The organism is Siphonobacter sp. SORGH_AS_0500, assembly GCF_031453245.1.
GTDB lineage: Bacteria > Bacteroidota > Bacteroidia > Cytophagales > Spirosomataceae > Siphonobacter.
The window spans coordinates 2,013,698-2,029,543 of sequence record NZ_JAVIYT010000001.1; the positions used below are offsets into that span (position 1 = coordinate 2,013,698).

The following is a 15,846-nucleotide window of genomic DNA, read 5'->3' on the forward strand; positions in this document are numbered from 1 at the left end:
TTATTTTGACTTACGGGCAATTGCCTTCTTCGCAGCTTCTACAATGCTGGCGGCTTTCAGTCCGTATTTTTCCATCAGTTCATCGGGCGTACCGCTTTCACCGAAGGTATCTTTCACGCCAATGAATTCCTGAGGAGCCAGGTAATTCGTTATCAGCGTATGAGCGATGCTCTCGCCTAAACCACCGTTAATCTGGTGCTCTTCAGCACTTACGCAGCAGCCCGTTTTTTTCACCGAAGCCAGAATGGCTTCCGTATCGAGGGGCTTGATGGTATGAATGTTAATGATTTCGGCAGAAATACCTTCATCTTCCAGAAGCTGGCACGCCTGGAGAGCTTCCCAAACCAGGTGACCTGTAGCGAAGATACTCACGTCTGTGCCTTCATTCAGGGTAATAGCCTTACCGATTTCGAAAGGCATATCTTCAGGAATGAATACGGGAATAACCGGACGACCAAAACGCAGGTAAACGGGACCTTCGTAGTTCGCACTGGCGATGGTGGCTGCCTTGGTCTGGTTATAATCGCAGGGGTTAATCACGGTCATGTTGGGCAGAGCCTTCATCATGGCCAGATCTTCGAGTACCTGGTGGGTGGCTCCATCTTCACCCAGGGTAAGACCTGCGTGCGAAACGGCGATTTTTACGTTTTTGTTAGAGTAAGCAACGGATTGACGAACCTGGTCAAACACGCGGCTGGAACCGAAGTTAGCGAAAGTCGTCGCAAAAGGAATTTTTCCTGTAATGGCCAGACCTGCCGAAACGCCGATCATGTTTGCTTCAGAGATACCGCACTGGAAAAAACGCTCGGGGTTTTCCTGAATAAACGTATCAATTTTCAACGAACCCACTAAGTCAGCACAAAGGGTAACCACATCAGGATTGGTGCGACCCAGTTCGGTCATACCCGCACCAAAACCAGAACGAGTATCTTTTTTATCGGTATAGGGATATTGTTTCATTATAGTCAGTTTTCAGTCTTCTGTTTACCGTTTTCAGTTGATGATCAGCTTATGAACTGACAACTGACAACCGTAAACTGACAACTTATTAATAATCTCCTAAAGTTTCGGGAAGTTGAGCGAGGGCTTTGGCTAATTGCTCGTCGTTGGGAGCGGTGCCGTGCCATTTGTGCGTATGCATCATGAAATCAACACCCTGACCCATTTCAGTTTTCGTGATGATCATGATGGGTTTGCCTTGTCCGGCTAAACCTTTGGCCTGCGTCAGAACGGTATCGAGTGAAGTATAATCGTTACCATCCATGTGCAGCACTTCCCAACCAAACGCCTCGTATTTAGCTCCGAGGTCGCGATTGTTCATTACCTTTTCCGTAGGACCATCGATCTGCTGACCATTGAAGTCAATGAATGCAATCAGGTTATCTACTTTGTGGTGAGGAGCAAACGTCGCTGCTTCCCAGACTTGGCCTTCCTGCTGCTCGCCGTCGCCCATCAGGACGTATACCAGATGCGAATCGCCTTTGAGTTTTTTACCCAGAGCAACTCCGGTGGCTACCGAAAGCCCCTGACCCAGCGAACCAGAAGCAATACGAATGCCGGGTAAGTGCTCAGCCGTTGCTGGGTGACCCTGCAAGCGGGAATCCAGCTTACGGAACGTAGCCAGTTCGGGTACGGGGAAGTAACCGCGATGAGCCAGAACAGAGTAGAGAACGGGAGAAATGTGACCGTTTGAAAGGAAGAAAACGTCTTCGTTATTGCCTTCCATATCGAAAACAACCTGACCCTGATCGTCGGTCTTTAATTCCATGTGTTTGAAATAAAGACTCACGAGCAGATCAGTACAGCCGAGGGATCCACCGGGGTGGCCTGATTTGACTCCGTGTACCATCCGTACGATGTCACGGCGAACTTGAGAAGCGATGTCCTGAAGATTCATAAGTATAGATAAGCGAAACAATAAAGGGTATCTCTAAAGAAAGAGGTTAAATTTAGGCGATTACCCTGGAATAATTAAAAGCAGAAAAGCTACGTTACTTTAAAATCTGACTGGTGTGCTCTTTGGTATCTACTTTCTGAATTACCTCAGCAATAAGTCCTGATTCATCAATAACGAAAGTAGTCCGTGCAGTACCCATGTACTGGCGACCGTACATATTTTTCTCCACCCAAACGCCGTAAGCTTCCACAATTTTGTGGTCAGTATCCGCTAAAAGGGGGAAAGGTAACTCGTATTTCTTGGCAAATTTCTGATGAGACTTCTCATCATCGACACTTACGCCTAATACCACAAAACCTGACTTTAATAAAGCTTCGTAGTTGTCGCGAAGGTTACAGGCCTGAGCCGTGCAACCGGGCGTATCGTCTTTGGGATAAAAATATAAAACGACTTTCTTGCCAGTAAAATCGCTGAGCTTGACGAGGTTACCGTCTTGATCAACCGCTTCAAAGGCCGGAGCCAGATCACCTTTTTGAAGAGACATAAGTTTATTAATTGATAGCAGTCCGATAGGTTGGATGCTGAAAGTAATGTGTTATCAGAACGACGTATCTCCGAATAAGATTCCTGGAATCAGCTCCGAAAAGCTAACCTGTCTTCTAGTTCAGATTCGGTCTGCCAAAAGTAGCTTTGTTTCCTGAATTGTCCGTTATCTCCAGCTTCAATTCACCACGGAAAGGGCGATTTTCTTCTCTTATTTCTGAAAAGAGCAAATTATTCTTCTCGTCATAATCCAGAATTACCGTTTCAGTACCTATACGGGTTTTCCAGGATTTTATACCCGAAAGATTGTCTCTAATTTTAAAACGCAACTGACGGCTGGAAATACTTACAGGGGTAATGGTGGGAGCTAGCGTGTCGGTAGCAAGGTAATAAGTACCAAAGAACCTGGTTTCGGCGTGTAACTGCCCGTCTTTCCAGTGTCCACCCACAAAAACGGATTGTTTATCTTCCCGGTATAAAGCCGTTTTCTCATAGAGTGAAATGGGCGACTTGGGCTGATAATGAATGGTTATTTTACCTTTCAATGGAGTGGTCGGCTCACCAACGAGTAACTTGCCATCCTTTTCCTGAAGCATAACGTAAAGCGTATCGTATAAACTGCCGGGCTTCCATTCCAGCGTTAGCCGATCATTCAATATCTTTCCTTGTTGCTGAGGATAAGCCGTCCCAACAAAGTTGAATCGAATGCGTTTAGTCCCCGCGTCAAGCGAATCGGGAAGCCCTTTTCTCAAATCCCAGAGGTAACACCCCGGATAAACTGCCGTTAAGGTTTGCTGCCCTTTCGGTAAGTATACATTAAGGGAGTCAGGTAATGATCCTTTGATGACCAGCCAGTTTTCTTCCACCGACCAACGCAGGTTAGGATCGGGGGAATTTCCTTCCGTTGCTTCGCCTTTTACGATCAGGTGTAATTGCGTTTTGTTCTGGAAATGATCCCAAATGGTTAAAGTAACCTGATGAACGGCCTTGTTTGTCACGCTCAATCTCCCCGAACCCGTAGAATAAATCGGAACCCGGTCGTTACCGTCGGCTTTGTAACACCGCTGGAAGAATTTGCCCGTTTCATAATAGGTCGCATAATCGGTATGAATGTTAATATCATCGGTAAAGGCCTCTGGAATCTGGCTTAGTTGGTGGTAATGTAACTCCCGACCATCGACGTGAATTTCCAGACAACTGATTCCATTTTTGGAAGACGAACCACTACTTTGATCGTAAGCCAGTAGTTCCAGCCCTATTTCGCCGATGGCTCGAAGGGTATCCCGCATGCGGTACAGGTGTACCGAGGGCTTAGGCGATTCTTCCCGAACAAGACTGTATTCCATTCGACCAAATCTTCCCTGGATACGAGAGTCGCCTGAAAGCGTACGAATAGCCAACGCTTCCATGACGGGAGGAATATCATCCTGAATTTCTTTGAAAGAGTAATTCAACGGATCTACATTAAGTCCCTGAACATTGCGTATTTCAAAATGCAAATGCGGTCCCATCGAACCGCCGGAGTTACCGGACAGCCCTAATTCTTCTCCTCGTTGCAGCGGTAATAGATTGGCTTTCGGGTTTACCATGATTTCGGTCGTGCCCTGAGTTAATTGCTGCTGTCTGAGGTATTGGGTAATGCGGGAGTTAAATTGCTGTAAGTGGGCGTAAACGCTGGTTTCGCCTGTGGTATGTTTTACAAAAATCGCATTTCCGTAACCGGTTCGGCTAACAATGATTTTGGATACGTAACCCCGCTCAATGCACTTGACCGAGAGGCCTTCCCGTTGCTGGGTTTTAATGTCCATTCCGGCGTGAAAATGCTGCGGACGTAGCTCGGCGAAGGTTCCAGCTAATAGAGCGTTTTCACCGGGAAGAATCGGAAAAAGATAAGAATGCTGAGCCTGAGCAGACAGACTAACTAAAGCAAAGAAAAGAATATAACGAATAACCAAGGGAATAGTGACGATAAAAGGTTTAGAGTTGGGCTGGTTTATAGCAATTATTGACGGATAATAAATCCATTACCGAGGGGTTTGTGATCGAAATACACTACAGGCCTCTCGCTGCCAGCTTTTTTGCTGGCAACATTATGTCCCTGTTGCCTAAGTTTACCTTTAAGGTAAGTGTTAAGGCTTAGGTGATCAACTTCCCGAAAGTTCTGAACTTTCGGGAAGTTGGGTTATACGTTAACTTATTAAGAATAGAAAGCAACTTAACTGAAAACCTACAACGCTTACTTGATTTCAAAATTGAACATTTCCTGCCCTTCCAGACGACCGACGAGGCGGTCTCCAATATGCACCTGACCTACACCCGCGGGTGTTCCTGTGTAAATCAGGTCACCGATTTTCAGGGTAAAGAATTTAGAAAGATAGGCAATGATTTCCCCAAATGACCACAGCATCATGGTTGTGTCTCCTTGCTGACGAACTTCGCCGTTCACGCTCAAATCGAAGGTGAGTTTCGGGAACTCAGCGAACTGACTCTTGGGTACGAACTTCGAAATAGGAGCCGAGCCATCGAAGCCTTTGGCAATTTCCCAGGGCAGACCTTTGGCCTTTTGTTTGGCCTGAATATCCCGGGCAGTGAAGTCAATACCCAGTGCAATTTCCTCGTAATAATTATCCGCGAATTGCACGGGAATATTCTTACCTAATTTGTTGATTTTAAGAACAATTTCCAGTTCATGGTGCACGTCTTCGGTAAAGTCCGGCAAATAAAAAGGATTGTTTTCTCGTAATAATGCTGAATCTGGTTTCGTAAATATGACAGGATCGGTCGGACGTTCGTTTTGAAGTTCGGCGATATGCTCCGCATAGTTTCGCCCGATGCAAAAAATTCGCATAGTATAAAAATGTTTAATTACAGTACTAACCCAGCGTAATTGAATGAGTTTTATTCCTCAATTTTGCGGCCTTAACTGAGACATCCTGCAAAGCTAAGCGAACAAATATACTTTACAGGCTCGGTACAGGATTTTCTATGAGTAAGTAACATTTTTAGCATTTCCACAACATGAAAAGAACCTTCGCCCTGGGTATTGTACTGGCAGCCACTGTCTGGGCTTGTAGTCGTGTCCCTATTTCAAACCGGAATCAATTATTATTAGTATCTGACGCTGAAATGAACCAGCAGGCTCTGGTAAGTTACAAGCAGTTTCTGGATACTAACAAAGTCATCTCCAACAGTAACGCTAATACCCAGCTAGTCAAGAAAGTAGGGGAGCGAATTGCTGCTGCGGCTACGAAGTACTTCAACGAAATCAAACACCCTGAATACCTGGACGGGTATCACTGGGAGTTTAACCTTGTTCAGGATAATCAGGTAAACGCCTGGTGTATGCCTGGTGGTAAGGTAGTTGTTTACACGGGTCTGTTGCCTGTCACGAAGACAGAGGCAGGTCTGGCTACGGTAATGGGACACGAGATTTCTCACGCCATTGCCAAGCATGGTTCTGAGCGGGTAAGTCAGCAATACGTAGCTCAGGGGTTATTAACGGGTGGACAGGTAGCCTTAGGTGTGGCAAATGCCAGCAATCCTTCCCGAGCTAATAACATCTGGAGTTCGGTTTTTAACGTAGCGGCACCTATTGGAGCTAACTTAGCCATTCTGCGATACAGCCGTCAGCACGAAAGCGAAGCCGATCACTTGGGTTTAATCTTTATGGCGATGGCGGGTTACGATCCCCAAGAGGCTATTACTTTCTGGGGACGCATGGCTGAAGCCAGCAAAAATGCTCAGAAACCTCCCGTGTTATTATCTTCACACCCTTCGGATCAGCAGCGGATTAACGATTTGAAGAAATTGTTACCTGAAGCGGAGAAGTATTACGCTCGCAGATAGGGTTAGTTTGTAGTTTTCAGTGGTTGGAATAATGTGGTTTGGGTAGAAAAAGGAAATTGCGAACGATTCAAAATAAAGAAGGCCACTCTCCAAGAGTGGCCTTCTTTATTTTGAAGATATCCGATTTGCAGTTACTGAAAACTAAGAACCGCAAACTGAAAGCTTCTTAGAATTGGGTAGCTAAAACGTCTTTCAGACGGTCAGCAGCGTCTTTTAATTGTACCGCAGAGTGTACTTCCAGACCTGACTCGTCGATGATTTTTGCTCCTTCTTCCGCGTTCGTTCCTTGCAGACGAACGACGATAGGTACAGGAATATTACCGATTGCTTTGTAAGCTTCAACGATACCCGTAGCTACACGGTCGCAACGAACGATACCACCGAAGATGTTGATCAGGATGGCTTTTACGTTAGGATCTTTCAGGATAATACGGAAACCAGCTTCTACGGTCTGAGCGTTGGCTCCACCCCCTACGTCGAGGAAGTTAGCAGGCTCACCACCGGAAAGCTTGATTAAGTCCATCGTAGCCATGGCCAAACCTGCACCGTTTACCATACAGCCAATGTTGCCGTCCAGTTTCACGTAGTTCAGGTTGTGGTGACCAGCTTCTACTTCCAGAGGATCTTCTTCGCGAACGTCACGCATTTCAGCTAAATCCGTGTGACGATACAGAGCGTTGTCGTCCAGGTTAACTTTTGCATCAACGGCCAGAATTTTGTTATCAGACGTTTTCAACACGGGGTTAATCTCGAATTGAGACGCATCCGTATCGATATATGCTTTGTAGAGAGAGCCGATGAATTTCACCATTTCTTTGAAAGCATCGCCTTCCAGACCTAAAGCAAAAGCGATTTTCCGAGCCTGGAAGCCCTGAAGACCCACTTTAGGATCGATCCATTCTTTGATGATTTTTTCGGGAGAATGCTCCGCTACCTCTTCGATATCCATACCACCTTCAGTAGACGCCATGATGACGTTACAAGCTTTGGTACGATCTAAAAGAATAGCCAGATAAAATTCTTTGGGCTCCGTAGCTCCGGGGTAATACACATCTTCAGAGATGAGGATCTTATGTACTTTCTTACCTTCGGGACCGGTTTGGTGGGTAACTAATTGCATGCCCAGAATCTGTCCTGATTTCTCACGGACTTCTTCGTAGTTCTTAGCCAGCTTTACGCCACCGCCTTTACCACGGCCACCGGCATGGATCTGAGCTTTTACCACAAACCATTTCGTACCCGTTTTGATGTTGAGTTCGCGGGCTACTTCTACCGCTTTGTCGGGTGTGTCAGCGACGATGCCCTCCTGAATACGTACTCCGTAACGTTTGAGGATCTCTTTCGCCTGGTATTCGTGTATGTTCATTAGGAAGTTGAGTGAGGTTTCACTTTACAGCCCGAAAATTAGGCAGAAATCGATAAAGTCTTTGAGTTATCTTGGACAAAGTTTTACAACTTTGCTCAACAAACTATAGCTGCCTTCGTTCGTCGGTTCGGGTGTAATTCATTTAACGAACTGATTAACAGAGGAATTACGGCCTATTTTTGCCTGATATATTTAATATGCTTGAAGCTCGTCAACTCGTAAAAACATACGGTTCCTTACCCGTCCTGAAAGGAATTGATCTACAGATTCAGCCCGGAGAAATCGTTTCTATCGTGGGAGCCTCGGGGGCCGGGAAAAGTACCTTGCTCCACCTGTTAGGCACCCTGGATCGGCCTGATTCTGGTCAGATTTTCCTGGATGGGCAGGAAATTAGTAGCCTAAAGGACCGGGCTCTGGCGGAATTCCGCAATCGTCGCATTGGGTTTATTTTTCAGTTTCACAATCTGTTACCAGAATTTACGGCCCTGGAGAACGTATGCATGCCCGCCTGGATTGCTGGGAAAACGGCAGAAACCGAAGAGCGTGCCCGGATGCTATTAGCGAAGCTTGGATTGGCCCAACGGGAGAGTCATCACCCCAGCCAGCTTTCGGGCGGCGAGCAACAACGAGTTGCCGTAGCTCGGGCTTTGATTAATGCACCAGCAGTCATATTTGCGGATGAACCTTCGGGTAATCTTGATTCTAAAAATGCTCGTGAATTACACGAATTATTTTTCCAGCTTCGCGACGAACTCAATCAGACTTTTGTATTGGTAACCCACAACGAAGAATTAGCCCAGATGGCTGACCGGAAATTGGAAATGCTGGACGGAAGAATTGTTTCTGAATAGATTGCCTAATCCTAATATGGTAGAGACGCGACTTCATCGCGTCTGGGTAGGAGATAGAATTTAATTTAATTCCCGCAGTCGCTTGGCTCTGCCGAGCGACTGCGGGAATGGACCTAATTACCAACCGTGTCCCCGGATTTCATTCGGGGCTATCCAGCCTGGGTCCATCCAGACCAGGGCTCTTCATATTGAACCCCGCTGGGGTTGTTATTACAATAGGTTTACGATCCATAACCCCAGAGGGGTTAAACAAGGATAGCCCCGGATGAAATCCGGGGAAGCAACATCTATAAATAAGCTCTAAGTGGTATTGAAAATCACCTCTACCCAGACGCAATAAAGTCGCGTCTCTACCAATGAAGAAGGGCGGCAGATTTGTATCTGCTGCCCTTCGGTTTTTTAGTTTTTAAACGTCAAGCCAATGGCCCAGTGAAAATCGGTTCGCCTTCCGCAGTCGCTTGGCTCTGCCGAGTGACTACGTAGCTGTAGGCCTCTGGCCGTCTCATTCAAAAAAAATATGGATAACCTAAATAATTGCCTGACCTAATTGATTTTCAATACCACCGGCCGGAGGCCTATAATCTATTTCGTCACTCGGCAGAGCCGAGCGACTGCGAGGAATCACCTCTACCCAGACGCAATAAAGTCGCGTCTCTACCAATAAAGAAGGGCGGCAGATTTGTATCTGCCGCCCTTCGGTTTTCTAGTTTTTAAACGTTAAGCCAATGGCCCAGTGAAAATCGGTTCGTCTTCGACCGGGCAATACTACGCTTTCATAGGTGTGATCGGCAGTTAAAGACAAGGCCAGTCTTTTGCCCAAAGCATACGCCAGCGTGCTTAGCGAACTCCAGCGAAGGTTGGCTTCATTCAGAGCGGGTTGGACGAAAAGCGTACTATTGAAAGCCATTTTGTTAAGCGTCGTTCCGATCCGAACACGGGTTGAGTTTCGGATTACCCGAATGTCCTGCATGGTAATAAAATCGGTATATTCGAAAACGATAGCATTGGTCATAGAAAGCTTAATTAGTGTATTCGGGCGTTTTTTCCCACCAAAAATTCGCCAGCCAATTCCCGATCCCCCATACCACCGAGCTGGAATTTGTCGCAGGTTACTTTCTTCGTGCACCCCGAAAGCCATCAAATAGGCATCATTCTGACTATACCAGAGCGTCGTGTTGAAATCGACAAATAACTCTCGTTCCTGAAGTTCGCCACTGATGCGTCCGTATGTATACCGGGGCGAACTGTAAAATCCAACGATAGATTTCGGATTCAGGTAGTCTAAAGAGGTATTAATGGTATAAAGCGAACGCTGTACGTTACCCGAACGATAATCCCCACCGAGTGTAACGGCGTAGGTAAAATGCTTGAGTGTATCTGCTGGTGGACGAGTTACCTGTACCAGACTCGGGAAATTTTCAACGCCAGGGGGTAAGGTATCGCCTTTCGTATTAGCACTGGAATCGGGTAATGACTTAAAATCAAGAGCGTAAACGGTGGCGTCATTGAAAAAAACGCCCATCGAAATGAGAAGAAAAGGTAAGATCGAAAATAACTTCATAAGCACTAAATAAGTAAGTGTTGACGGATGCAAGCGAAGATAAACGAACGTGTAGTTACTAGGCTGAACGAAGAAAAACCGAGGATGTTTTCCCCGGTTTCAACCTTTATAACGATAACTTTGACTTTAACGGAGTACTCTATATACGGGATAACGGAGGTGTTCGGGTTCGTAGTAGGGCGAAAGCCGATACACAAAATCCAGTTGAGCCCGACCATTTTTAGCAAAGGCAGGATCATTCGCCCGCTTTTCCTCTAGTTGCTTTTTTACTTCGGGATGGGTCTTGAGGAACTCCGCCGCGAGGTCTTCGAAAACATAATCTGAATACCCTTCTTTTTGCTGTAAAATGGAATCAAAGAAGTTCCAGGCAAAAAAACCTTCGGGGCTGGTAGGTTCCAGCGTTTCAATGATATACCGATTCTTGTCCTGATTGCATTCGATGTAATAATCACCTTTTCGGAAATGAATTTCCTGCGTTTTTGAACTCACTTTCACGTCCGTGTGCGGGTAATGGCCCTCATACGCTCGTGGGGAAGTTTGGTAAGATTCAATACGATAGGCTTCCACAGACATCGTCTGATCTTTTTCCAGACGCTTCATGACTACCTTATTCATTTTCAAACGTTCGATCACAGGCCACCACGCTTGGGGAATAAGGTAGGCTTTGGGCTTTTGAACGGTAACCGTCGGTACAAAATAATCATAATACGGCACGCTCATCTGAAAAGGTTTGGAGCGATCATAATACAGCCGGGGTTGACCCGAAACTTCGCTGGGCTTATACCCATTCTCATAACCCAGAAACTCAATCGTACGCGAACGGGTAGTGTCCTTCTTCCAGGCTAAAGGAAAGATTTGCTGCGTTTTCACGGCTTCTTTGGCTTGTTTTCGCAGGGTTAGGATTTCGTTAGCATTTGTTACTGTGAAGTCCAGATAGATTTTTAATAACTCATACGTAGACTTTACCCGCTGGTCGTAAGACTTCAGCATGTGTGTTTCAGGCATGAATCCCAGCGTCTGAAACAGAGCGGCATAACCCGTTGAGTAGCGAGGGTAATCAATAAATCCGCTGAATCCTTCCTTGGTAACATTGGGGCCGAAATTCGTCACGTATGGAGTCATGGGATAACCCTTCTCCTGCATTTTCTGATAGAGGTAAGGCTCCATTTTCGTATGCAGGAACTCCCCTAAAACACCGCCCATTTTACTATGCTGCGTGGCAATCAAGGTCATGACGTGTTGATAATCAGCTCCGTTACTTACGTGCGTATCTACAAATACATCAGGATCAACCTGATGAAAAATTTCGGCAAAGGAGGTCGCATTTTTACTATTTGCCTTTACGAAATCCCGGTTTAAATCATAGTTCTGCCCATTGGCCCGAAACCCGTACGCATGAGGCCCATTCTGGTTCGCTCGACTAAAGGAATTCCGATTCAAAGCTCCGTCGATATTGTAGAACGGAATTATACACAGCACCAGATGGTCTGGCAGCCTTAATCCATCTTTTTCGGTTAATAGATTCCGAAGTAATAACTGACAGGCATCCACACCATCGGGTTCGCCCGAATCAGTTGGCCCCATGGTTCGCATCTGAACCTGTGGATACTGCTGATCCAGTTGCTGAAAATAAGCCATACCCTGCTCGTAAGTTGGGGTTTCGGCTCCTTTCGACTGCTCGAAAATAGTTTGTTGGGCGGAGGCCATAGACCAAGTAAAGAAAGTGCTGAGGAAGAAAATAACCCGTTTCATACCCATAAATAAGGAAAAACGAGGAAAAGAAAAAGATTTAATTCGACCAAATCAAAGCATTCTACGACTCGCCATTAGTTTTTGATTGTAAGCGAACAATTAATTCTATTCATTTTTTGCGGAAAAGCTGGTCGGGGCATGCTGGCAGCAACCACTCCCTCATGATAGCTATGATTTCATGGCCTGGGTTAGTGCTGCCAGCGAAAAAGCTGGCAGCGGCCATCTAAATTATTGCAGGAAGAATAGGTAGGTCATGCCGCTACCAACGTGGCCCGACCAGCTTTTCTGCTGGTAGCAACCATTTCCTCACAATGCTATGATTTCATGGTCTGAGTTAATGCTCCTAGAAAAAAGCTGGCAGCGGTCACGCTGGCAGGAGAGGGCCGTATATTCAAAAGATTCAGACTTAAAATAAGCCTCTTCAAAGTCAAGTAACGAAGCCACCCTTCTTTGCTCTTCATTAGTATGGGAAAGACCGTTCGTATCATTTTTTTATAGAGAAATGATAAATCAATCATGAAAAAAAGGTCTTAACCCTGTTTCTCCGCACTCTATGAAAAAATGGATAGTTCTACTGTCAGTTCTTACCCGTACGCTTGCCTTTTCGCAATCTGAACCTTCGGCTCCTCCGGCACCTTTGCCTACCGATTTCATGCAGGAATTATGGTACAAAAAGGCTCTGATCTATAACCTGGATGTGAAAGTTTTTAAAGATTCAGATGGAAACGGCTTTGGAGATTTCAAAGGATTAACCCAACAACTGGATTACTTGAAATCACTGGGAGTGAACGTTGTCTGGTTAGCCCCGTTTCATCCTTCACCACTGGAAGACGATGGGTACGACATTGCCGATTACTATAAAGTTGACCCCAGAGTGGGTACAGAAGAGGATTTTAAACAGTGCATTCAGGAAGCAAAAAAGCGTGACATCCGCATTATTACGGATTTGGTCATTAATCATACTTCCAACCAGCATCCCTGGTATCAATCGGCCCGGAAGGATAAAAACTCTCCGTATCGTAACTGGTACGTTTGGTCGAAGGAACGCCCGAAAGATGCGGATGACGGAATGGTTTTCCCCGGCGTGCAAAAAGAAACCTGGACTTATGATTCACTGGCTCAGGAGTATTACTTTCACCGATTTTACGATTTTCAACCGGATCTGAACGCTCAGAATCCAGAAGTTGAAACGGAGATCAGAAAAATCGTCAAGCATTGGCTGGATTTAGGCGTTGCTGGGTTTCGGCTTGATGCTGTGCCATTTTACATGGAAATCCCCAAAACCAATATCAAGAATCCAACCTTGCAGTTTGATCTGCTGTATCAATTGCGGCAATTTATTCAATGGCAAAATGGGCAGGCTGTGCTCTTAGGCGAAGCCAATGTCGATCCGAAAGAAACTGAAAAATTTATCGGTAAATATGGTGAAGGTATTCAGATGATTTTCAACTTTTACGCAAACCAGTATTTGTTTGCGGCTCTGGCTACGGAGAATACCGAGAAATTTATCAAGGCTCTGGTGGATACCCGTCAGATTGCTCCGACGAGTCAATGGGCCTGGTTCCTGCGAAATCATGACGAAATTGATTTAGGACGACTGAGTAATGAAGACCGCGAAAAGGTCTATGCTCGATTTGGACCTCAGAAGAATATGCAGTTATACGATCGGGGGATTCGTCGGCGACTGGCTCCGATGCTGCATGATCGGAAACACATTGATCTGGCGTACAGCTTGTTATTCTCTTTACCAGGCACACCTAGTTTGCGTTACGGCGAAGAAATTGGCATGGGAGATGACCTTAGTCTGAAAGAACGAAATTCAGTACGAACGCCAATGCAATGGTCAACGGCTAAAAACGCAGGTTTTTCTACTTCTAATCAGCCTTTTCATCCGGTTATTAACCAGGGCGAATATGGTTATCAGAAAGTGAATGTAAGTGCTCAGGAAAAAGATCCTAAATCGTTACTGAATCACGTGAAGAAGTTAGTGAAGCTACGTGAAGAATGTCCAGAAATTGCTTTGGGGGAATGGACGATTTTGCCCGCCTCAACGGATCAGGTTTTGGTGATGAAATACGACTGGAAAGGAAAATCAGTGATCGTAGCTCATAATTTCAGTAAAGACAAAAAATCGATTACGCTGGGTTTGAGCGAATGGAAAGGTAAAAAGCTGCAAAATCTGATGAGTAATGCATCGGTACCCTCCACTTCCAATGATACCTATCCGGTTACGCTGGAGGGGTATGGGTATCAGTGGTATCGACTGAATTAACCTAGATATTAGCCAACAAAAAGCCCCTTCAGTTTTCTGAAGGGGCTTTTATTAATATTGGAAAGCTGAGATTACATCATGCCACCCATTCCGCCAGGACCGGCAGCAGGAGCAGGATTATCTTCAGGCTTGTCAGCTACTACACATTCGGTAGTTAACAGCAGACCTGCTACAGAAGCAGCGTTCTCCAGAGCCAGACGAGTTACTTTCGTAGGATCGATGATACCTGCTTCGATCATGTTTTCGTAACGATCTTCGCGAGCATTGTAACCGTAGTCACCCGTACCTTGTTTCACGGCATTGATTACTACAGAAGCTTCGCCACCAGCGTTACCTACAATGGTACGAAGAGGAGATTCAACCGCCTGACGGATGATGTTGATACCTGTCGTTTGGTCGTCGTTTTCGCCTTTGAAACCTTCCAGAGCCGATACGGCACGGATCAGAGCTACACCACCACCGGCTACGATACCTTCTTCAACCGCAGCACGAGTCGCGTGAAGAGCATCGTCAACGCGATCTTTCTTCTCTTTCATTTCTACTTCAGTAGCAGCACCAATGTACAGGATAGCTACGCCACCTGACAGTTTCGCCAGACGTTCCTGAAGTTTCTCACGATCGTAATCAGAAGTAGTGTTTTCGATCTGAGTTTTGATTTGGTTCACGCGAGCAGTGATATCGTCTTTGCCACCCACGCCGTTTACAATCGTCGTGTTGTCTTTGTCGATAATGATTTTCTCAGCCTGACCTAAATATTCGATAGAAGCGTTTTCCAGTTTGAAACCACGCTCTTCGCTGATAACCGTACCACCCGTCAGGATCGCGATGTCTTCCAGCATAGCTTTACGACGATCACCGAAACCAGGAGCTTTTACAGCTGCTACTTTCAGGGCACCACGGATTTTGTTTACTACCAGGGTAGCCAGAGCTTCACCATCCACGTCTTCCGCAATGATTACTAAAGGACGACCGGTTTGAGCTACTTGCTCCAGTACAGGAAGAAGTTCTTTCATAGAAGAAACTTTCTTCTCAGAGATCAGGATGAAAGGACGCTCCAGATCAGCTTCCATTTTGTCGGGGTTAGTCACGAAGTAAGGTGACAGGTAACCGCGATCAAACTGCATACCTTCTACGGTCTTTACTTCCGTTTCAGTACCGCGAGCTTCTTCAACAGTGATAACCCCTTCTTTACCAACTTTGTCCATCGCATCAGCAATCATAGTACCGATTTCGTGGTCGTTGTTAGCAGAGATAGTGGCTACCTGAGCGATTTCTTTAGAAGTGCTGATGGCACGTGATTGTGACTTCAGGTTTTCTACAACTTTTGCAACGGCTTTATCAATACCGCGTTTCAAATCCATAGGATTCGCACCAGCAGCTACGTTTTTAACCCCGATCGAGTAGATCGCCTGCGTTAATACCGTTGCAGTAGTCGTTCCGTCACCTGCCTGATCAGCCGTTTTAGAAGCTACTTCTTTCACGAGCTGAGCACCCATGTTTTCCAGAGCATCTTTCAACTCGATTTCTTTCGCTACCGAAACACCATCTTTAGTAATGGTAGGGGAGCCAAATTTTTTATCGAGGATTACGTTACGGCCTTTAGGTCCGAGGGTAACTTTAACTGCGTCAGCTAAAGCGTCAACGCCACGCTTCAGACGGTCACGGGCTTCGGTGTCAAAAAAGAGTTCCTTTGCCATAGCTAAAATGAATTTATAATGTGTTGGAATGTGAAGCAATCTTCACGTTGTGATGTAAAAA

The 15,846-nt window shown here is 45.8% G+C and carries 12 protein-coding genes; 3 read left to right on the plus strand and 9 right to left on the minus strand.

All coding sequences use genetic code 11. The features are described 5' to 3' along the window. The 5 genes from QE357_RS08315 to QE357_RS08335 all read right to left on the minus strand — a co-directional run bounded on the left by QE357_RS08315 (position 1) and on the right by QE357_RS08335 (position 5,288). Positions 1-960: a transketolase family protein gene (locus tag QE357_RS08315; protein WP_307142698.1), complete on the minus strand. Its 960-nt coding sequence runs from the start codon at positions 958-960 to the stop codon at positions 1-3. Positions 961-1,048: 88 nt separating this feature from the next. Continuing rightward, positions 1,049-1,897, minus strand: a complete 849-nt coding sequence (locus QE357_RS08320) for a transketolase (RefSeq protein WP_106637644.1) — start codon at positions 1,895-1,897, stop codon at positions 1,049-1,051. Between the two features lie 94 nt (positions 1,898-1,991). Continuing rightward, positions 1,992-2,441 (minus strand): thioredoxin-dependent thiol peroxidase, encoded by a 450-nt coding sequence (bcp, locus tag QE357_RS08325; RefSeq protein WP_309706652.1) that lies wholly within the window; start codon positions 2,439-2,441, stop codon positions 1,992-1,994. 115 nt (positions 2,442-2,556) lie between these two features. After that, the gene (locus QE357_RS08330) at positions 2,557-4,395 is read right to left on the minus strand and encodes a M23 family metallopeptidase (protein ID WP_309706653.1); all 1,839 of its coding nucleotides are present in this window, start codon (positions 4,393-4,395) and stop codon (positions 2,557-2,559) included. 281 nt (positions 4,396-4,676) lie between these two features. Next, positions 4,677-5,288 carry a fumarylacetoacetate hydrolase family protein gene (locus tag QE357_RS08335; protein ID WP_106637647.1) on the minus strand — a complete coding sequence of 204 codons (612 nt, stop codon included), beginning with the start codon at positions 5,286-5,288 and terminating at the stop codon, positions 4,677-4,679. Between the two features lie 170 nt (positions 5,289-5,458). Between QE357_RS08335 and QE357_RS08340 the strand changes: the two genes are divergently transcribed. Beyond that, positions 5,459-6,286 carry a M48 family metallopeptidase gene (locus QE357_RS08340; RefSeq protein ID WP_106637648.1) on the plus strand — a complete coding sequence of 276 codons (828 nt, stop codon included), beginning with the start codon at positions 5,459-5,461 and terminating at the stop codon, positions 6,284-6,286. A gap of 166 nt (positions 6,287-6,452) precedes the next feature. On the opposite strand, the gene sucC is transcribed toward QE357_RS08340, so the two are convergent. After that, on the minus strand, positions 6,453-7,652 hold the full coding sequence (gene sucC, locus QE357_RS08345) for an ADP-forming succinate--CoA ligase subunit beta (protein WP_106637649.1): 1,200 nt from the start codon (positions 7,650-7,652) through the stop codon (positions 6,453-6,455). Positions 7,653-7,849: 197 nt separating this feature from the next. On the opposite strand from sucC, the gene QE357_RS08350 reads away from it, so the two are divergent. Beyond that, positions 7,850-8,503 (plus strand): ABC transporter ATP-binding protein, encoded by a 654-nt coding sequence (locus tag QE357_RS08350; RefSeq protein ID WP_106637650.1) that lies wholly within the window; start codon positions 7,850-7,852, stop codon positions 8,501-8,503. A 703-nt stretch (positions 8,504-9,206) separates the two neighbouring features. On the opposite strand, the gene QE357_RS08355 is transcribed toward QE357_RS08350, so the two are convergent. Both QE357_RS08355 and QE357_RS08360 read right to left on the minus strand, forming a co-directional pair. After that, a complete protein-coding gene (locus QE357_RS08355; protein ID WP_106637651.1) occupies positions 9,207-10,064 on the minus strand; it encodes a DUF481 domain-containing protein in 858 nt (285 codons plus the stop codon). Positions 10,065-10,190: 126 nt separating this feature from the next. Further along, entirely contained in the window at positions 10,191-11,771 is a 1,581-nt protein-coding gene (locus QE357_RS08360; RefSeq protein WP_309706654.1) for a M14 family zinc carboxypeptidase, read from the minus strand. A gap of 598 nt (positions 11,772-12,369) precedes the next feature. Between QE357_RS08360 and QE357_RS08365 the strand changes: the two genes are divergently transcribed. Beyond that, positions 12,370-14,088 (plus strand): alpha-amylase family protein, encoded by a 1,719-nt coding sequence (locus tag QE357_RS08365; protein ID WP_309706655.1) that lies wholly within the window; start codon positions 12,370-12,372, stop codon positions 14,086-14,088. Between the two features lie 71 nt (positions 14,089-14,159). Here QE357_RS08365 and groL read toward each other — a convergent pair whose 3' ends face one another. Continuing rightward, positions 14,160-15,785 (minus strand): chaperonin GroEL, encoded by a 1,626-nt coding sequence (gene groL / locus QE357_RS08370; RefSeq protein ID WP_106637653.1) that lies wholly within the window; start codon positions 15,783-15,785, stop codon positions 14,160-14,162. Positions 15,786-15,846 lie beyond the last annotated feature (61 nt).